The organism is Burkholderia sp. 9775_39, from assembly GCF_015712225.1.
Classification (GTDB): Bacteria; Pseudomonadota; Gammaproteobacteria; order Burkholderiales; family Burkholderiaceae; genus Burkholderia; species Burkholderia cenocepacia.
The window spans coordinates 98,646-117,097 of sequence record NZ_JACCQC010000012.1; the positions used below are offsets into that span (position 1 = coordinate 98,646).

The window sequence follows — 18,452 nt, forward strand, 5'->3', positions numbered from 1 at the left end:
CGCTCGGTCCAGGGAGCCGAGCAGTTCAGCGTTCGCTAGGAAAGTCCGTTGTCAGGGCAGGAGCGACATACGGATGTCCATGCGAGCGCCTGGACGAATGCCAACCCACTGCAGACGTTCAACTAATGCTTAAGCAAAACCGCCATCACGAAGTAGCGGTCGACTCGGACGAATTTTTGATGCTATGAAGGAAAACCACGCTCGCGCGACTGATGTATGGCTGCAACATGCTCAATGAACTTAGTCACGACTCCGGTGACCTCGTTCTTAGACTCGTCCACGTTCACGGTGGTGGTGGACAATGTGATGTGGTTAACGCCCTCTGGAACTTGCGACAGCTGGACTTTCATCTCGCGCTCGACCTCTTCGGCTACGAATTGGGGAAACTTCGATTGAAGCTCTGTCTGAAGGTGTTGGATTACGCTGTAGACACTTTCGGCAAATTCGAGGGCCTCCGCCTCCCGCACAATTTTACCTCGGTGGACCACTTTGTTACGCGTCTCGGTAATGCGTGGCTCAAGCTTGAACGGGTGGCTCTGGTCAAGCATATAGAGGAACTGAAATGCGCCAAATTGGCGTTCTGACTGTGCAGCGACATTTTTCCAAGCCGCCTCAACCGTTTCTTGCGGGGTACCCTTTGCCCGGGACGAGACCCGGATGTAGAACTCGTATATGCGTTCTAGTGCCGAGGACATAACAGCTACGACTTCGTTTGTATATCCGTCGAGCGCTGCACGAGCGGCTGAACGTACAAGTACTTCGTATCTGCGGGCGTTGTATAGGACGACTCCGCTGTGTCCTCGATCGCAGGCGACGTGAATTATGCCATTGTCATCAAGTTCGCCGGCTATCGGATTGAACTTGGGTTGCCTCCCATCCTTTGACGCTTCTTGAATGCAATCTGGGCATGCGGCGATGGTCTTCATAGCATCTAACGTTTGAGTTAAGCGGTACCGTCAGGCCCCGATTGAACGAAGGGCAGATCACAACCGCTGCCCATGGTGAGCACATAAACATAGGGAGGCGAATGTAGCCTTCTGGCCGAACAGTAACACCATGTATTGCAGTCTTAGATAATCCGAGACAAATCTTTTATGGGGGCAGACCTTTCGATATAATTGCGGTACTTGTTGGCACCTAATCGAACACGGCTCTAGGAATCTGTGGGCGATGCAAGGAAAAAGGCGGGGAATGCTCAGTCGTTAAGCATATTTCGTCGCGCCGACGAGAGGGTGCCGGGGGTGTGCTACCAACACATCCCACCGGCGATTTTTTGGCTTGGCTGCCTGTTCCATAATTGGAGGAACCACAAGAGCCACCGCGCCTAGGAAACGCATAGCTCTTGTTAGGACGAATGATACCGCGCGCGGCGCGCCGTGCAAAGTAACTTTGCAAAGTTACTTTGTGCGTCTTCTGCAAACCTCATTGCGCCCGTACTTTGATAGTACGGCGCGGTTTATTGCTGCCGCTTTCCTCTTTTTTGCGGAACAGGCCATTTCTGAACAGAAAATGGCTCTTAAGATTCTTCGACTTATTGGTGTGCTGGATTGTGTCGGCGTCAAGAAAACGACGCTGTATCGCTGGATTCGTGAAGGCAAGTTTCCAGCGCCGGTCCAGTTAGGGGCCAGGAGCGTCGGCTGGCGCGCGCAAGACGTCCAGAACTGGGTCGAATCCCGCCAATCGACGCGGGAGCAAGCATGAGCGCGCCCTCCCTTATGATCGATCGCGGCGGCCCGTATGGTCGCGCGATGGGCGCGGCCGTCACGGCGCGCGACGCCGCGTTCGTGCATTGCTGCGACGCCCGCCTCCGCAAGCTCGCCGGAATCCTCGATGACATCGAGGGTTGCTTCTGGAATCGTGGCGACGACATCGGGAAGCTCGTAGCGATCGCCGTCACCCTCGCCTCGACGCTCGCGCTCGAAGCCCCGCATCTGACGACAAAGCAACTTGGCACCGCCTGCGAGAAGTTCGTCCAGGCGATCGCCGCTGCTGAACAGAATTCGGCGAACTATCGTCGTCAACAGTACCGACAGCTGCGGAAAGCCTATCGTGCGCTTTACAACGACATCGATGCGCAGTGCACGGACAGAACGCGCCGCTTGCAAGTTAGTGCCCTGCTGCAGGGGGTCGCGCTCGGCCAATCACTGGCGCAGGGCAGCTCGCGACTGGATATCGAACAGCTCAAGCTGGCGACCGCCGTGCTCAAGGGGGAGGCCGCCTGATGCTCGCCCAAAGTCGCTTTGCACTAGGCAATATACGGTGTGGGCGTCGCGATTTGCGTCGTCCAGCATCGCGCGGTATCCTGTGCGCGTCGCTGAGACAACAGCGACCGGGATTTGCAGCCCGACAGTTCCAAGGCGGACGACCGCCGCAGTGCGGTTTTTTTACGTCCGTGTGCCTTCGCGCGCCTCTACGATCAATGGGTGGGCGACGGTGGGGAGGCTTCGGCCTGCCGGTTCCCTTGGACGCCGGTCTGCAAACCCTGCCGTCTGCCCGCCCACCCCAATTTGCAGTGGGGAGCGGGTTCAACCCGTCCAAGGAGGTCGCATTCAATGCGCCAGTCCACGCACGCCCATACCGGGCAGCAATCCCACCTCATTCAATCCATCGTCCGCGCAGCACTGCGCGACGCAGCAACCGCCAGCACGTATCAAGACGCGCTCGACGCAACCGGTGCGGCATTGGCCGCGATCGCGGCGCTCGTCCGTGCGGAGGTTCGCCATGGCTGACCTGCGCTGCAAGATCGGCGATCTGGCGATCGTTACGAAGTGCGATGCACGCTCACGCATCGGCATGCTCGTCGAGGTGGCATCGGCTCGCCCGACGCCCGATCACGATTGGCGCGTGCGGATCTTGGGCGGCCCGGTCTCGGGGCGTAGCGTCTGCGGTCGCCGGTCGGGCGATTTCGCGCACGCGGCCGTCTATGACTGGAACCTCACGCCGATTCGCGGCGAAGCGGAGCTGGATTGCACGGTCGACGTCCGGCACCTCCTCGCATCGATTCTGGAGGTGCGCCATGTCTAAATACCGCCTGCCGAACGAAGTCGCGATGATCGCCATGTGTGCGGCCCATCAGTTCGCCCAGCTCGAAGCCCTGTTCGATGCTGTCCGTTCGCATCTTGCTGAGGGTACCTACGAGCGCGCGCTCGTCGACATGGGGCAAAGCGTTGCGAGCCGGTACTCCGCCGAAATGCGCCGCACCGCGCAGCCGGAGGTGTGCCATGACTGACCAGCGCATCCGAACCGCGGTTGTCGACGGATTCGACAACGCCCCGCCGCTCGATACGGGCGCACCGATCGAGCTGCAATTCGCCGTCGACTTGGGCGCGATCTGCGCCGACGCGTGGCTCGACCTGAAAGGCGATGTGCGGCTGCACGACTACGCGGCGCATCAAGCCGCTGCGTTCGCGCGCGGCATGGAAGCCTCCATGCAGGACGCGGGCGACGTCGACGCGCACCGCGTGACGATCAGCCGCCAAGCGTTCGCGGCCGGCTTGATGGGGCGCGTGCAACAGCACCTGTTCGCGGCGCTCGGCCTCGTCACGCGCGAACCGCGCACGACGCATTGAGGGGCGGTCATGGCAAAGACGAACAAGAATGCCGTGCAACCGCTCGCGTCGCACTTCGTGGCCGAGGTGAATCGCCCCGACCGCAACCGCATCGGCACGCGGATCAGTGACGCCATGGAGCTGCTGGACAGCCTGCATTGGGCGGCCGAGAAGGCAATGTCCGATGACGACTACTGGCTTGTGCTGAGCCTGTTCCGCGCGTCCCTGCCGTCGATCGGCGCGGCGCTGGAGGCGGCCAACGACGCACTCGGCGAGTCGCGGCTCGGCCGCTACGTCTACAGCAACGACGTCACGGCCGGCGGTGCGGTTCTGTCGGTGCCTCGCGCGGCCGGCTGACGCTGCGGCGCTAGGCATCATCGAATCATTCAATTCTTCGCGCGTCGGGTAGCTGCCTATCCGATATGGACTACTAATCGGAACCCTGCCGACGCGCGTCCAGTGGGAACCTATGAGTAACGCACCCATGTCCGAATTCGAGCGGGCGAGAGTCGCGCTCGGCTATGTCCCGCCCGACGACCGCGACACGTGGCGTCAGGTGGGAATGGCGCTCAAGGCCGAGTTTGGCGAGGAGGGCTTCGCCCTCTGGAACGAATGGAGCCAAGGCGCGCAGAACTACAACGGCAAGGACGCGCGGGATGTCTGGAAGTCGTTCAAGGGCGGCAAGATCACCATCAACACGCTGTTTCACCTTGCCAAACAAAGCGGCTTCGATCCGCGTGCGCATCGAGCAAAGCCAGTCGATCCAGCGGAGCGCGAGCGGCAGAAAGCCGAGCGCGCGGCCCGCGAAGCGGTCGAGCTGGCCGAACTGACCGAGAAACAGCAAGCCGCGTCGGCGCTCGCTGAGTCGATCTGGTCGGCGGCCGAGCCCGCGCCGGCCGATCACCCGTATCTCGTTCGCAAGCGCGTCCCGGTCGACGCGCTGCGCGTCTATCGCGGCGGCTTGTGCATCGGCACGGCCGCATGCGACGGCGCACTCGTCATCCCGGCCCACGACGCGGACGGCAAGCTGTGGACGCTGGAATTCATCCTGACGGACGGCCAGAAACGTTATCTGCCGAACGGCCGCAAGGCGGGCTGCTTCTCGTTGATCGGCGGCCCGCTATCTTCCGCGCCGTCCACGCTGCTGATTGGCGAGGGTTACGCTACGTGCGCGACGCTTGCGGCCGCGACCGGCTATCCGGCCGCCGTCGCGTTCGACGCCGGCAACCTGCATGCGGTCGCGACGGCGTTGCGCGGCCAGTATCCGGACGCCCGCATCGTCGTGTGCGCGGACGACGACCACACGACAAAGGGCAATCCGGGCGTGACGAAGGCCCGCGCGGCGGCCGAGGCCGTCGCCGGCATCGTCGCCGTGCCCGACTTCGGTCCGAACCGCCCGGCGAACGGGACCGACTTCAACGACCTGGCTGCGCACGTCGGCCCGGATGCGGTCGCCGCCGCCGTGCGCGCTGCGCTCGCGCCGGCCGGCTCGACTGACGCCGGCAAGGGCAAGGCCGCTCCAGCGGCCGCGAAGCCCGCCAAGCGCCCGAAAACGGCCCGCGCGCAGGACGGCAAGTCGCGGTTCGTCGTCGACGACAAGGGCGTGTGGTTTCACGGCTTCAACAATCAGGGCGATCCGCTGCCGCCGCATTGGGTCAGCACGCGTATCGACGTGATCGCGGAGACGCGCAACGAGATGAACAGCGAGTGGGGCTACCTGCTCGAATTCACCGATCGCGACGGCATCCTGAAACGGTGGGCGGTGCCGGCCGGCCTCTTTGCCGGCGATGGCACGGAGCTGCGTCGCATGCTGCTCGATATGGGCGTGAAGCTCGGCGTGACGCAGATCGCCCGCACGCAGATCGCGAACTATGTGCAGATGGCGCAGCCGGACGAGCGCGTGCGCTGCGTGCCGCGCGTCGGCTGGCATCACGGCGCGTTCGTGCTGCCCGATCGCGTCATCGGCACCGGCAAAGAGGCGCTGATCTATCAGGCCGACACGCCCATTCAGAGCCAATTCAAGGAGCGCGGTACGCTCGACGACTGGCAACGCGAGGTCGCGGCCTACTGTGTCGGCAATAGCCGGCTGCTGTTCTGCGTCGCTACCGCCTTCGCTGGTCCGCTGCTGCACTTCTCCGGGCTTCAGTCGGGCGGCTTTCACCTGCTCGGCACGACGTCGAAAGGCAAGTCGACGGGCGGCGTTATCGCCGCGTCCGTGTTCGGCTCGCCGGACTACGTGCGGAGCTGGAAGGCGACCGACAACGCCCTCGAAGCGGTCGCCACGCAGCATAGCGACGCGCTGCTGATCCTCGATGAAATCGGGCAGGTCGAGCCGCGCTTGGTCGGCGATGTGATCTACATGCTCGCGAACGAGTCGGGCAAGGCCCGCGCGTCGCGCAGCGGTTCGGCAAAGCCGGTTCTCACGTGGCGGCTGCTGTTCCTGTCGAACGGCGAAAAGAGCGTGTCCGCGCTGATGGCCGAGGGCAACAAGCCGATGAAAGGCGGTATCGAGGTGCGCTTGCCCGCGATCCCGGCCGAGGTCGGCGAAATGGGCGTCGTGGAAAAGCTGCACGGTTTCCCGACGCCGGCCGCGCTGATCGAGCATCTTGAGCGGCACGCCGGCATTCACTACGGCACGGCCGGCCCCGCTTTCATTGAGTGGGCGTCGTCGCAGGCCGGCGAGCTGGCCGAGCATCTGCGCATCCGCGTCGATGAGCTGGTCGGGCAATGGGTGCCGGACGGTTCGCATTCGCAGGTCGCGCGTGTCGCAAAGCGGTTCTGCCTCGTTGCGGTGGCGGGCGAGCTGGCGACGGCGCACGGGCTGACCGGCTGGCCGCAGGGCGAAGCGGTTGAGGCTGCGCGTCGCTGCTTCGAAGGCTGGCTCGAACTGCGCGGCGGCACCGGCAACTCGGACGAGGCGGAAGCCGTGCGGCAGGTACAGCATTTCCTCGCCGCGCACGGCGACAACCGTTTCGTGTGGATGAACCGGGCGCAGGACGACCATCGGCCGAACGTGCCGCATCGAGCGGGTTTTAAGCAGCACGTGAAGCGCGACGAGCGGCGCACGCCCATCGCGTCCGATCGCGAGTATTACGCCGAGTTCGGCGGCAAGATGAGCGCCGACGATGCGGAAAGCGTCGAGACGGAATACCTGATCGAGGCGGCCGTGTTTCGCAAGGACGTGTGCGCCGGCTTCGATCACAAGATCGTCGCCAAGGCACTGATGAAGCGGGGCGTGCTGATGCCGCGTAGCGACGGCTATCCGTACCGGCAGGAGTACATCCCCGGTCACGGGAAATTCATGGTCTACCGCGTGCTGCCGTCGATCTTCACACTCGAACTGTGAAATGCACCGCCGCCGTCCGGGAGGGCGGTGGCGGGCATTCCTTTGCGCGGCATTTTTGGCCCGCGCGTCAAAGTTACTTTGAGCGATCCGCGCCAGACGGAACCGGGCCGGCAATGGCCGTGAATCTTGCCGTAACCGTAACAATTCGGCCCGGTTTATCTCCAGTATCTCCAGCGTTCTCCAAATCGTTTGGAGACACGCGAAGCCTTACCTCATAAGGCTTTGCGGCCGATTCAGGCGTTTATCTCCAAATCTCCAACTCGTTTTGCACTGAGCGGACAGGTGTCGACCGACCGTAGCGACCGCGAAGCTAGACGGGGCGCGGTTCTCCGGGATTCGAGGTCCGTCGACAACGTGTTTTTGAGGGGGGGTGTCCACGATGCGCCCCGATCGGGCATTGTTGCGCCGACTGTAAGTGTCATGGCGGCCAGAAAGCGGGGGACCCTGCGTCTAGGGCAAAGACGCGGGGGCTCACACCCGCGTGTTTTTCCTACTCCCGGCGCGCCTAAGGGGGTCATATTCATACCGAAATGCAAGGAGCCGGCAGTGCGGTGCCAACTCTGAAAAATCGGTGGGAGGTGCGCGGCAAGGGGGTCATATAAAGGGCGATTAGCGGACAGGCGGCTTGGGCTTGAGTCGTTGACGAATTGCTTTCAACGATCGATCTACATGCCGGCTCCGCTAGCTCGGGCTAATACCCCTATCATTCAGCTGGCGAGCTCAGCCGAACGGATGACGCGGCCAATATTGGGAATGACAGAATGAACCACGATATGCATCAGCAACCGGATAATCAGACGCCCGACGAAGTTAGCACGTCCAATCTAGAGGAGATTGTCGACTTGGGCGCGCTCGGTCCCGAGCCGTCAGAATCCTATCTCGAGCGTCTGCGGATGCTCGATGAGATTGCCCGTGAGTGCATGTTTGTTTCTCGTTCCTATGGAGGCATTCCTTCACCCACGAGCCAACATTTTTATGCGTCAGTTCTATTCACCCTCATGATTACCAAGAGCGTTAGCCTTCTGATGCTGGCGCCGCACACGCCTTGGGCTGAGAAGAAAATTGAGCATTGGGACTACAGCTCGATGACTGGCATTGCTCGCACACTCATCGAGCTGCGCGTCGCGTTCTACTATCTGTGTGTGGACCAATGCTCCGAGGATGAATGGAAATTTCGCTGGAATTTGTTCAACCTTCATGATTGCACGTCTCGAATCCGCATGTTCGAGGCTCTCGAAAACGCAGATCAGGTAGAAGCCCTGCGCGCAACTGCCGAAGATCTTCGATCACGCTTACTCGAGAATCCATTCTTAACCACCATCGACAAAAAGCACCACAAGCGTCTGCTCCACGGTCAGAACGCGTATCTCTTGCCGATGGAAGTTATTGCTGAGCGTGCAGGTATCGACCTAAGAACCTTCCGTTGGATCTATGTGCTGTTTTCGAGTCATGTCCACGCGCTGCCCATGTCGTTCTATCGCATCGGGCACACTGGAGACGACCGGGGGCGCGGACTGCCGAGCCCTTCGGAGGAGAGTTATTCTGCGCTTTGCTTAAGCATGGCGGCTACGCTCCTCGTTGCGACGAGGGATAACGTTCATGAACTGTTTGCAGCTCATAAGCCGTCGCCGGCACAACCAACTTCGGAACCAGATGTTTCCGAACTAACGGCCAACCCACCTGCGCTTGCTATAGGCGAGGAACACATCCATGATGCCTCGGACACGCTCGCCATGCGCTTCAAGAGAACGGGCGAGGTAGCCTACAAGACGACTTTCATATATCGACCGACTGGCGACGTGATACTTGAGCGCGACGACTCAGAGCAGGACGGTGTCGAATTGAAATATTTCGATCCGTATTTCTGGAGCGTGAAGCTCAACGGGGGGCCAGCAACGGGTGAAGCTCTGGAACGGGCGCTCGGAGGGCCGCATGCATTTCGCATTGACTACGCGGCGCGGGAACTACTGTTCAAGACTGCCGAAGCATAAAGAATAGACAGCTTATCAGCGCTCTCTTTTCATCCATTCAACGGGTTCTTCCGTCACCTCGTGAAGTTATCGACAATTCGGTCATTGGCAGCGATCCGATGTAAAGCGGGCAATTTTCTGCCGGCACCAACTTCCGCTCAGCGTCGATCGCCGCCCCTGATGAAGTGGCGGCCAAGCGACCTCGGACGCGACGCTGACTCATACGCGCAGCGGTCTATCTTGCCGCCGCGATCGGGATGACCTTCGCCCCAATCTGTTTGTCGAGATAGTCCGCCCACCATTGCATCATGCGATGGCGCTCAGAAAGATACTCGGCATGGTTGTATGCCGCCCGCACACCATCCTGTTCCGAGTGGGCGAGCTGACGCTCGATCCAGTCGGAATTGAATCCCTTCTCGTTCAAGATCGTTGAAGCGAGACCCCGGAACCCGTGTCCGGTCATGCGACTGCGATAGCCCATGCGGTAGAGCGCGTACAGGATCGTGTTCTCGCTCATCTGCTGCAACGGTCTACGGCTGTTCGGGAAGAGCCAGCGACGATGGCCCGTCAGCGCGCGCAGCTCGGCAAGCAGCGCGATCGTCTGCTCGGAGAGCGGCACGATATGCACACGACGCATCTTCATCTTCTCGGCCGGAATGCGCCACTCTCGGCGCTCCAAGTCGATCTCAGTCCACTCCGCCTGCCGCAGCTCGATAGTGCGAACGAAGGTCAATGCCAAGAACCGCAGAGCGAGCCGAGTCTCCGGCTCTCCCTCGTAGGCAGCGATCGAGCGAAGCAGCTCCGGTAGCTCGCTTTCCCCGACTCGCGCCATATGCTTGACGGGAACCGCCTTCAATGCGCCTCGCAGGTCCGGTGACGGATCTCGCTCGGCACGGCTCGTTGCAACGGCATAGCGAAAGACTTGGCCGCACGTCTGCAACGTCTTGCGCGCCGTCTCGAACGCCTCTCGACCTTCGATTCGTCGAATGACCGCGAGCAAATCCGGTGCGCTGATCGAAGAAATCGGACGCTGGCCGATCAGGGGAAACACCTCGCGATCGAGCTGTTTCTTGACTCGGTTCGCGTGCGAAGCGCTCCATGTCGCTTGCTGCGCTTCGTACCACTCCAGCGCGACGGCCTCGAAGGTGTTCTGTGCGGCAATAGCGCGAGTCTGCTTCTCAACGTCACGCTCGAACGCAGGGTTCTTCCCTTCCGCTAACAGCCGCTTCGCTTCGTCACGCCTCGACCGAGCATCAGCGAGCGACGTCGCGGGATAGTCGCCGAACGTCAGCAGGTTTTCTTTGCCATTGAACCGATATTTGAGCCGCCATTTCTTCGAACCACTGGAGCGCAGATCGAGATACAGGCCGCCGCCGTCGAAGAGTTTGTTTCCCCCGGCCTCATCGAATCTAGCGTTGCGGCACTTGGCGTCGGTAAGAGGTTTGGTCTTCATTGTTCGCCGGGGGTACGGCATACCCCCAAATCCGAGAAGTCATACCCCGAATCTTACCCCCAAATTTCCGGGATGCCCCGGTTCTACTCGGCACTTCCAGAAACAAAAAACCCGCGTCAGCGCTAGGCTGGACGCGGGTTTTGGGACTTCCCGGTACTACTTGATACTAGTGTTTGGTGCCGGCTGCAGGACTCGAACCCGCCACCTGATGATTACAAATCAACTGCTCTACCAGATGAGCTAAGCCGGCGTAGCGCGAGATTCTACCTCATTTCACGATCTTGAGGCGAGGTCTGCTGCCGCCTTTCGAGCCGTCGCCGTCGGTTTTCGGCGGTTCGTCGGCCCCTTCGGACGGCTCCTCGTTCGCACCGCTATCGGCGACCGGCGCCAACGGCGAGACGGACTCGTCACGCTGCGCGTCATCGGCTTGCTCATCGTCGAACGCGCCCGAATCCTCACCTTCGCCCGCGACCGCATCGACCTGGAACGCCATGCCCTGCCCGTTCTCGCGCGCATAGATCGCGAGCACGTTGGCCACCGGAATCTCGATCTTGTGCGCCTTCCCGGAGAACCGGGCCGTGAACTCGATCCACTCGTTGCCCATCTGCAACTGGCTCGTCGCCTCGAAGCTGATGTTGAGCACGATCTCGCCGTCACGCACGAACTGACGCGGCACGCGCGTCGAGTTGTCGACCCTCACCGCGATATGCGGCGTGTAACCGTTATCGGTGCACCACTCGTACAACGCGCGCAGCAGATAAGGCTTCGTTGAAATCTCTTGCATCACAATCCTCGAACCCGGAGCGGGCGCGCGGCACGCCGCGCCACCCGCTCCGTCATGCCTTCATTGCAACATTAACGACGCATGACCTTTTCGGACGGCGTCAGTGCTTCGATGTAGGCCGGACGGCTGAAGATCCGTTCGGCGTACTTCATCAGCGGCGCGGCGTTCTTCGACAACTCGATGCCGTAGTGATCCAGGCGCCACAGCAGCGGTGCGATCGCGACGTCGAGCATCGAGAACTCTTCGCCGAGCATGTACTTGTTCTTCACGAAGATCGGCGCGAGTTGCGTCAGGCGATCGCGGATCGCGAGGCGGGCCTTCTCGTGATTCTTCTCCGCCGCCTTGCCCTTCTCGTTCTCGAGCGTGCTGACGTGGACGAACAGTTCCTTCTCGAAGTTGAGCAGGAACAGGCGCGCACGGGCGCGCTGCACCGGGTCGGCCGGCATCAGTTGCGGATGCGGGAAGCGCTCGTCGATGTACTCGTTGATGATGTTCGATTCGTACAGGATCAGGTCGCGCTCGACCAGGATCGGCACCTGACCGTACGGGTTCATCACCGAAATGTCTTCCGGCTTGTTGAACAGGTCGACGTCGCGGATTTCGAAGTCCATGCCCTTCTCGAACAGCACCAGCCGGCAACGCTGGGAGAACGGGCAAGTTGTGCCGGAATACAGAACCATCATATTTGCGTTTCCTCAAAAAAGCCGAGGGCCGGCACGCGGCGCAACCCCTTTCACGGGTTCCGCCTTGCGCCGGCCCCACGCCGGTCAGGCGTGTTTACTTGATATCTTTCCAGTACGCGGCATTCAGCCGCCAGGCCAGGAAAGTCAGGACACCGAGAAAGATCAGCACCCAGACGCCGAGGCGCTTGCGGGTCTGCTGGGCCGGCTCGGACATCCATGTCATATAGGCCACCAGGTCGGCGACCGCAGCATCGTAGTCGGGCGACGAGAGCGTGCCCGGCGTGACCTGCTGGAAGCCGACGAGCACGTGGGCCTTCTCGCCCGTCTCCTCGTCCGTCTTGTCTTCGAATTTGGCAACGCGCTGCCCCTGCAGCTGCCACAACACATGGGGCATGCCGACGTTCTCGAACACCGCGTTGTTCCAGCCGGTCGGCCGCGTATCGTCGCGGTAGAAGCTCCGCAGATACGTGTACAGCCAGTCGCGGCCGCGCGCGCGCTCCTCGACCGACAGGTCGGGCGGCGTGGTGCCGAGCCAGTTCTTCGCGTCGTCGGGCCGCATCGCAACGGACATCGTGTTCCCGACCTTGTCGGTCGTGAACAGGAGATTCGTTTCGATCTCCTTCTGGGATATGCCCAGATCCGTCAGACGGTTGTAGCGCATCAGGTTCGCGCTGTGGCAGTTCAGGCAATAGTTTACAAACAATTGCGCGCCGTGCTGAAGCGAAACGAGATTTTCCGTGTTATCGGGCGCCCGGTCGAGCGGAAAATTACCTTCCGCCCGCACGGCCGGCGCCGCCAGCAGCGCACAGGCGGTCGCCCCGATCAGCGCGAGTGTCGAAAGCAGTTTCTTCATGTCGTTCTCTCCTCGCTCACGTTAATGGGGCTTGAAGCGCACCCGCTCCGGCGGCTGCTTGAACGTGCCAAGCGGCGTCCAGACGGGCATGCCGAGGAAGAACGCGAAGTAGATCAACGCGCAGAACTGCGCGATCAGCGTCGCCGCCGGCGAGGGCGGCCGCGTGCCGAGGAACGCGAGGGTCAGGAACGCCGCGACGAAGATCCCGAGGAACACCTTGTGGAACAGCGGCCGGTAGCGGATCGACTTCACCGGGCTGCGGTCGAGCCACGGCAGGAAGAACAGCGAGATCACCGCCGAGCCCATCACGACGACGCCCCAGAACTTCGACTCCGTCAGGTACATGAACACGACGATCGCGGCCGCCAGCACCGGCAGCCCGACCTTCCACTTGCCGCGCGCGCGGATCAGCGCGAGCACGCCGAGCAGCGCGATCACGATCATCAGCACGATCTTGAACGGGTCGGTGGTCGCGCGCAGCATCGCGTAGAACGCGGTGAAGTACCAGACCGGCGCGATCTCGGGCGGCGTCTGCAGCGGGTTCGCCGGGACGAAGTTGTTCGCCTCGAGGAAGTAGCCGCCCATCTCCGGCGAGAAGAACACGATCAGCGCGAACACCATCAGGAACACGCACACGCCGAGGAAATCGTGGACCGAGTAGTACGGGTGGAACGGGATGCCGTCGAGCGGAATGCCGTTCTCGTCCTTTTTCGCCTTGATCTCGATGCCGTCGGGGTTATTCGACCCCACTTCGTGCAGCGCGACCAGGTGGGCGACGACGAGGCCGACCAGCACCAGCGGAATCGCGATCACGTGGAACGCGAAGAAGCGGTTCAGCGTGACGTCGGACACGACGTAGTCGCCGCGAATCCACAGCGACAGGTCCGGGCCGACGAACGGGATCGCCGAGAACAGGTTCACGATCACCTGCGCGCCCCAGAACGACATCTGGCCCCACGGCAGCAGGTAGCCGAAGAACGCTTCGGCCATCAGGCACAGGAAGATCGCGCAGCCGAAGATCCACACGAGCTCGCGCGGCTTGCGGTACGAACCGTACAGCAGCCCGCGGAACATGTGCAGGTAGACGACCACGAAGAACATCGATGCACCGGTCGAGTGCATGTAGCGGATCAGCCAGCCCCACGGCACCTCGCGCATGATGTACTCGACCGACGCGAACGCGAGCATCGAGTCGGGCTTGTAGTTCATCGTCAGGAAGATGCCCGTGACGATCTGGTTGACGAGCACCAGCAGCGCGAGGGAGCCGAAGAAGTACCAGAAGTTGAAGTTCTTCGGCGCGTAATACTCGGATACGTGCTTCTTCCAGGTGGACGTGAGCGGGAAGCGCTGGTCGATCCAGCCGGTGAAACCTGTGGTGGAGACTTCCTTGTTGTCGGCGGCCATCACGCTTCTCCTTTCTCGTCCTTGCCGATCACGAGGGTCGTCGCCGACGTGAACATGTAGGGCGGGATGTCGAGATTCTGAGGCGCCGGCTTGTTCTTGAACACACGGCCGGCGAGGTCGTAGGTCGAACCGTGGCACGGGCACAGGAAACCGCCCGGCCAGTCGTCCGGCAGGTTCGGCTGCGGACCCGGCGTGAAGCGTTGGCTAGGCGTGCAGCCGAGGTGCGTACACACGGCCATCACGACGAGAATGTTCTTGCGATCGGCCCGCGACCGATATTCGTTGGCGCAATACGCGGGCAACGGCATCGAATACGGGGATTTCGTGGCCGGATCGGCCACTTCCTTGTCGGCCTTGACCACGTCGGCCAGCATCGAATCGGTGCGATTCAGGATCCAGACCGGCTTGCCGCGCCACGGCACGGTGACCATTTCGCCGGGCTTCAGGCCGCTGATGTCGACCTCGACCGGCGCACCGGCCGCTTTCGCTTTCGCGGACGGCGCAAGCGACGCCGCGAAAGGTATGACGGTGGCTACGCCTCCTACGCCACCTGCTACGGATGTCGCAATCAGCCAGGTACGGCGGCCGCTGTCGACGCGTTTCTCTTCCTTGTCTCGCATCACACGCCCCACTTCTGAGTTGGATTTTCCGTCACGACTTTCCATTCCGCCGCTAGTTTGCTCGAATGGAGTCGCCATTTACAAGGCCCGGAGATGAAAATCCCTTCGAAGTGATTGATAGTTAAGGGTTATCCCCCACTATCGGAGCGATTAAATCATTTCACTTTTAAGCGGATGCTACATTGTGAAATTTCGATGCACTGCCGCAAATCCGGCGCTCAGACCGGATTATGAATATCGATAAAAAGGTGTTCGAGATCGAATTCTTCGGACAAGTGGCGCCCAAGCGCCTGGATCCCGTAGCGCTCGGTCGCATGGTGCCCCGCCGCAACGAACGCGACGCCGCTCTCCGCCGCCGCGTGGGTGGTCGACTCGGACACCTCGCCGGTCAGGAACACGTCCGCGCCGGCGTCGATCGCCGCGTCGAAATAGCTCTGCGCGGCGCCCGTGCACCACGCGATGCGGCGCAACTGCGTGTCCGGATCGCCGAGCACGAGCGGCGTGCGGCCCAGCGTGTTCTCGACCTTCGCGACGAAGTGCTCGAGCGTGACGGGCATCGGCAGCGTCGCCATCCAGCCGAGATCGCCTTCGCCGAACCGCTGCTCGCCGATCAGGCCGAGCTTTTCGCCAAGCTGCGCGTTGTTGCCGAATTCGGGATGCGCGTCGAGCGGCAGGTGGAACGCGAACAGGTTCAGGTCGTTCGCGAGCAGCAGCTTCAGGCGCTGATACTTGCGGCCGGTGATCTGCGGCGCCTCGTTGCGCCAGAAATAGCCGTGATGGACGAGCACGGCATCCGCACCCCATTCGAGCGCGGCTTCGAGGAAGGCGACCGACGCCGTCACGCCGGTGGCGATCTTCTCGATCTTGCGGCGCCCCTCGACCTGCAGGCCGTTCGGGCAATAGTCCTTGAAGCGCGCGGTTTCAAGGGTATTGTTCAAGTACAATTCAAGTTCGATCCGATCCATATAAACCTCTAATCCATTCAGATGCTTAGACGCTTCTGGCTGTTCTTCGCGCAGGCGGTGACCGTACTGCTCGCGCTGATGTTCATCGTCGTGACGCTCAAGCCGCAATGGCTGCAACGGCAAGGACAGCTCGGCAAGCAGCTTGCCACGCCGATCGTCGCGCTGCGGGAAGTCGCGCCGGGCATCGGCGGCGCACCGGCGACCACGTCGTATGCCGAAGCCGCGCAGAAGGCGATGCCGGCCGTCGTCAACGTGTTCTCCAGCAAGGACGGCTCGCTGCCGCCCGACCCGCGCGCGAAGGATCCGCTGTTCCGTTACTTCTTCGGCGACCGCAACGCCCGCAAGCAGCAGGACGAGCCGGCCGCCAACCTCGGCTCGGGCGTTATCGTGAGCCCGGAAGGTTACATTCTAACGAACCAGCACGTCGTGGACGGCGCCGACCAGATCGAAGTCGCGCTCGCCGACGGCCGCACGGCCACCGCGAAGGTGATCGGCAGCGATCCCGAAACCGATCTCGCCGTGCTCAAGATCAACATGACGAACCTGCCGACGATCACGCTCGGCCGCTCCGACCAGTCGCGCGTCGGCGACGTCGTGCTCGCGATCGGCAACCCGTTCGGCGTCGGCCAGACGGTCACGATGGGGATCATCAGCGCGCTCGGCCGCAACCACCTCGGCATCAACACGTTCGAGAACTTCATCCAGACCGACGCGCCGATCAACCCCGGCAACTCCGGCGGCGCGCTGGTCGACGTGAACGGCAACCTGCTCGGCATCAACACGGCGATCTACTCGCGCTCCGGCGGCTCGCTCGGCATCGGTTTCGCGATTCCGGTCTCGACCGCGCGCACGGTGCTCGAAAGCATCATCACGACGGGCTCGGTCACGCGCGGCTGGATCGGCGTCGAGCCGCAGGACGTCACGCCGGAGATCGCCGAGTCGTTCGGGCTCCAGCAGAAATCGGGCGCGATCGTCGCGGGCGTGCTGCAGGGCGGCCCGGCCGACAAGGCCGGCATCAAGCCGGGCGACATCCTGGTGAGCGTCAACGGCGAGGACATCACCGACACCACGAAGCTGCTGAACGTCGTCGCGCAGATCAAGCCGGGCACACCGACCAAGGTGCACGTCGTACGCAAGGGCAAGCAGTTCGACGTGAACGTCGTGATCGGCAAGCGCCCGCCGCCGCCGAAGCAGACGCTCGACGAGCAGGACAGCGATAGCGAATGAGGCTGGGCAGGCGGCGCGCCGCCTGCCGGTTGCGACGCGTCGTGATGCGCCGCGGAAATGGAAAAGGGCAGCCGGCTGGCTGCCCTTTTGCTTTGCTTCAAAACGATGTCGGGTGCCGCGAAGGCGGCGTGGGCACGCGCTGGCCGGAGCCAACCGCAGCAGGTACCGGCCCCTCCAGCTTGACCGGAAAGCCGCCCGGCGCCGCGCCGTCAACCCGCGGCTTCGCCGTTCCCCGCCTCGCCCTCTTCGGCCGGCTTCTTCGGCACGAAGAACCGCGCGGCCAGCAGCCCGATCTCGAACAGCACGACGAGCGGCAGCGCCAGCATCAGTTGCGAAAACACGTCCGGCGGCGTGACGACCGCCGCGACCACGAATGCGCCGACGATCACGTACGGCCGCATTTCCTTCAGCTTCTTCAGCGACAGCACGCCCATCCGGACGAGCAGCACGACGACGATCGGCACCTCGAACGTGACCCCGAACGCGATGAACATCCCGAGCACGAAGCTCAGGTAGTTGTCGATGTCGGTCGTCATCTCGGCCCCGAGCGGCGCGTTGTAGTGCGCCATCACGCGGAAGATCGTCGGGAACACGAGGAAGTACGCGAACGCCATCCCGCACAGGAACAGGAAGTAGCTGCTGCCGACGAGCGGCGCGACGAGCTTCTTCTCGTGCTGGTACAGCCCCGGCGCGACGAACGCCCAGATCTGGTACAGCACGATCGGCAGCGCGATCACGAGCGCGACGAGCATCGTGACCTTCATCGGCACGAAGAACGAGCCGGTGACGTCGGTGACGATCATCTTGCCGTCTTTCGGCAGGTTGTCCATCAGCGGCCGCGCGAGCAGCTTGAAGATGTCCGGCGCCCAGTAGACGAGCCCGAGGAACACGACGATCACGGCCAAGCCCGCGCGAATGATGCGATCGCGAAGCTCGACGAGATGGGAAATGAAGGTTTCTTCCGGGGCGTCGCCCGGGTTCTGCTGGGGGTCGCTCACACCGGCCCTCGGTAGGATTGACGAGCGAGCATGCGCTCGACTCAGAAGAAGCGCGTCGGCCGGCGCAGGCTGGCCGGCTGATGACGCGCGACACGCGCGGCGCCCGACTGCACGTGCGTGCGACGGGTCGTCGCGCGCTTGTACCAGACGGGCGTCGCCGCCTGCTTGATGCGCCAGTTGCGGCGCTTCGGCGCAAGCGCGGCCGAACTGCCGCGCCACGACGGCGCCGCGGGCGTATCGGAACCAGGGGAACCGACGGACCCGGCGTCGCCGGCAGCCCCGTCAAGACCGCCGACCGCGGAATGCCACGTGTCGTTCAGTGCCTTCTCGTGCTCGCGCAAGTTGTCGTGAATCGTCGTCTCGACATTGCGCGCGGCCGATTCGAAATCGGTCTTCATCGTCCGCAGCGCGTCGAGTTCGATTTCGCGCGAGACCTCGGCCTTCACGTCGTTGATGTACCGCTGCGCGCGGCCGAACAGCGCGCCTGCCGTGCGCGCGACGCGCGGCAGGCGCTCGGGGCCGAGCACCACGAGCGCGACGACGCCGATCAGCGCCATCTTCGAAAGACCGAGATCCAGCATCGCGAATGCCTGTCAGCGTG

At 62.5% G+C, this 18,452-nt stretch carries 20 protein-coding genes and 1 tRNA gene; 10 read left to right on the top strand and 11 right to left on the bottom strand.

Features of this window, described 5'->3' with window-relative positions:
• Positions 1 to 182: 182 nt before the first annotated feature.
• Complete coding sequence (locus tag H0X90_RS17940; protein WP_125345935.1) at positions 183 to 926, bottom strand: hypothetical protein; 744 nt, start codon at positions 924 to 926, stop codon at positions 183 to 185.
• A gap of 478 nt (positions 927 to 1,404) precedes the next feature.
• Here H0X90_RS17940 and H0X90_RS17945 point away from each other — a divergent pair, with 478 nt between their 5' ends.
• From H0X90_RS17945 to H0X90_RS17985, 9 genes are all read left to right on the top strand, one after another.
• The gene (locus tag H0X90_RS17945) at positions 1,405 to 1,701 is read left to right on the top strand and encodes an AlpA family transcriptional regulator (protein ID WP_227739783.1); all 297 of its coding nucleotides are present in this window, start codon (positions 1,405 to 1,407) and stop codon (positions 1,699 to 1,701) included.
• Positions 1,698 to 2,222, top strand: coding sequence for a hypothetical protein (locus H0X90_RS17950; RefSeq protein ID WP_077188937.1), 525 nt, complete (start codon positions 1,698 to 1,700; stop codon positions 2,220 to 2,222). The genes H0X90_RS17945 and H0X90_RS17950 overlap by 4 nt, the downstream gene beginning before the upstream one ends.
• Positions 2,223 to 2,552: 330 nt before the next feature.
• Positions 2,553 to 2,729, top strand: a complete 177-nt coding sequence (locus tag H0X90_RS17955; RefSeq protein ID WP_012329039.1) for a hypothetical protein — start codon at positions 2,553 to 2,555, stop codon at positions 2,727 to 2,729.
• Positions 2,722 to 3,024, top strand: a complete 303-nt coding sequence (locus H0X90_RS17960; protein ID WP_077188936.1) for a hypothetical protein — start codon at positions 2,722 to 2,724, stop codon at positions 3,022 to 3,024. Before H0X90_RS17955 ends, H0X90_RS17960 begins: the two co-directional genes overlap by 8 nt.
• Positions 3,017 to 3,229, top strand: coding sequence for a hypothetical protein (locus H0X90_RS17965; protein ID WP_077188935.1), 213 nt, complete (start codon positions 3,017 to 3,019; stop codon positions 3,227 to 3,229). The genes H0X90_RS17960 and H0X90_RS17965 overlap by 8 nt, the downstream gene beginning before the upstream one ends.
• Positions 3,222 to 3,569, top strand: a complete 348-nt coding sequence (locus tag H0X90_RS17970; protein ID WP_004522579.1) for a hypothetical protein — start codon at positions 3,222 to 3,224, stop codon at positions 3,567 to 3,569. Before H0X90_RS17965 ends, H0X90_RS17970 begins: the two co-directional genes overlap by 8 nt.
• 9 nt (positions 3,570 to 3,578) lie before the next feature.
• Entirely contained in the window at positions 3,579 to 3,905 is a 327-nt protein-coding gene (locus tag H0X90_RS17975) for a hypothetical protein (protein WP_077188934.1), read from the top strand.
• A 127-nt stretch (positions 3,906 to 4,032) separates the two neighbouring features.
• Positions 4,033 to 6,894 carry a DUF927 domain-containing protein gene (locus tag H0X90_RS17980; protein ID WP_077188933.1) on the top strand — a complete coding sequence of 954 codons (2,862 nt, stop codon included), beginning with the start codon at positions 4,033 to 4,035 and terminating at the stop codon, positions 6,892 to 6,894.
• Between the two features lie 761 nt (positions 6,895 to 7,655).
• Positions 7,656 to 8,885: a DUF5677 domain-containing protein gene (locus H0X90_RS17985; protein WP_196438159.1), complete on the top strand. Its 1,230-nt coding sequence runs from the start codon at positions 7,656 to 7,658 to the stop codon at positions 8,883 to 8,885.
• A gap of 214 nt (positions 8,886 to 9,099) precedes the next feature.
• Here H0X90_RS17985 and H0X90_RS17990 read toward each other — a convergent pair whose 3' ends face one another.
• The 8 genes from H0X90_RS17990 to H0X90_RS18025 form a co-directional block, all read right to left on the bottom strand.
• Positions 9,100 to 10,317 carry an integrase arm-type DNA-binding domain-containing protein gene (locus H0X90_RS17990; RefSeq protein ID WP_077188931.1) on the bottom strand — a complete coding sequence of 406 codons (1,218 nt, stop codon included), beginning with the start codon at positions 10,315 to 10,317 and terminating at the stop codon, positions 9,100 to 9,102.
• A 174-nt stretch (positions 10,318 to 10,491) separates the two neighbouring features.
• Positions 10,492 to 10,567: transfer RNA gene (locus tag H0X90_RS17995), tRNA-Thr, on the bottom strand.
• Between the two features lie 18 nt (positions 10,568 to 10,585).
• Entirely contained in the window at positions 10,586 to 11,101 is a 516-nt protein-coding gene (locus tag H0X90_RS18000) for a ClpXP protease specificity-enhancing factor (protein ID WP_059723936.1), read from the bottom strand.
• Between the two features lie 71 nt (positions 11,102 to 11,172).
• Positions 11,173 to 11,784, bottom strand: a complete 612-nt coding sequence (locus tag H0X90_RS18005; RefSeq protein WP_006400565.1) for a glutathione S-transferase N-terminal domain-containing protein — start codon at positions 11,782 to 11,784, stop codon at positions 11,173 to 11,175.
• A gap of 94 nt (positions 11,785 to 11,878) precedes the next feature.
• Entirely contained in the window at positions 11,879 to 12,637 is a 759-nt protein-coding gene (locus H0X90_RS18010; RefSeq protein WP_006477108.1) for a cytochrome c1, read from the bottom strand.
• Positions 12,638 to 12,658: 21 nt separating this feature from the next.
• The gene (locus tag H0X90_RS18015; RefSeq protein ID WP_006485333.1) at positions 12,659 to 14,041 is read right to left on the bottom strand and encodes a cytochrome bc complex cytochrome b subunit; all 1,383 of its coding nucleotides are present in this window, start codon (positions 14,039 to 14,041) and stop codon (positions 12,659 to 12,661) included.
• Positions 14,041 to 14,661 (bottom strand): ubiquinol-cytochrome c reductase iron-sulfur subunit, encoded by a 621-nt coding sequence (petA, locus tag H0X90_RS18020; protein WP_006491868.1) that lies wholly within the window; start codon positions 14,659 to 14,661, stop codon positions 14,041 to 14,043. Before petA ends, H0X90_RS18015 begins: the two co-directional genes overlap by 1 nt.
• Before the next feature lie 218 nt (positions 14,662 to 14,879).
• Positions 14,880 to 15,626 carry a Nif3-like dinuclear metal center hexameric protein gene (locus tag H0X90_RS18025; RefSeq protein ID WP_006485336.1) on the bottom strand — a complete coding sequence of 249 codons (747 nt, stop codon included), beginning with the start codon at positions 15,624 to 15,626 and terminating at the stop codon, positions 14,880 to 14,882.
• A 21-nt stretch (positions 15,627 to 15,647) separates the two neighbouring features.
• Here H0X90_RS18025 and H0X90_RS18030 point away from each other — a divergent pair, with 21 nt between their 5' ends.
• Positions 15,648 to 16,853 carry a Do family serine endopeptidase gene (locus H0X90_RS18030; protein ID WP_006494427.1) on the top strand — a complete coding sequence of 402 codons (1,206 nt, stop codon included), beginning with the start codon at positions 15,648 to 15,650 and terminating at the stop codon, positions 16,851 to 16,853.
• A 209-nt stretch (positions 16,854 to 17,062) separates the two neighbouring features.
• Here the strand turns inward: H0X90_RS18030 and tatC are convergent, their stop codons facing one another.
• Both tatC and tatB read right to left on the bottom strand, forming a co-directional pair.
• Entirely contained in the window at positions 17,063 to 17,851 is a 789-nt protein-coding gene (gene tatC, locus H0X90_RS18035) for a twin-arginine translocase subunit TatC (RefSeq protein WP_006485341.1), read from the bottom strand.
• Between the two features lie 41 nt (positions 17,852 to 17,892).
• Positions 17,893 to 18,432 carry a Sec-independent protein translocase protein TatB gene (gene tatB / locus H0X90_RS18040; RefSeq protein WP_006485331.1) on the bottom strand — a complete coding sequence of 180 codons (540 nt, stop codon included), beginning with the start codon at positions 18,430 to 18,432 and terminating at the stop codon, positions 17,893 to 17,895.
• Between the last annotated feature and the right edge of the window lie 20 nt (positions 18,433 to 18,452).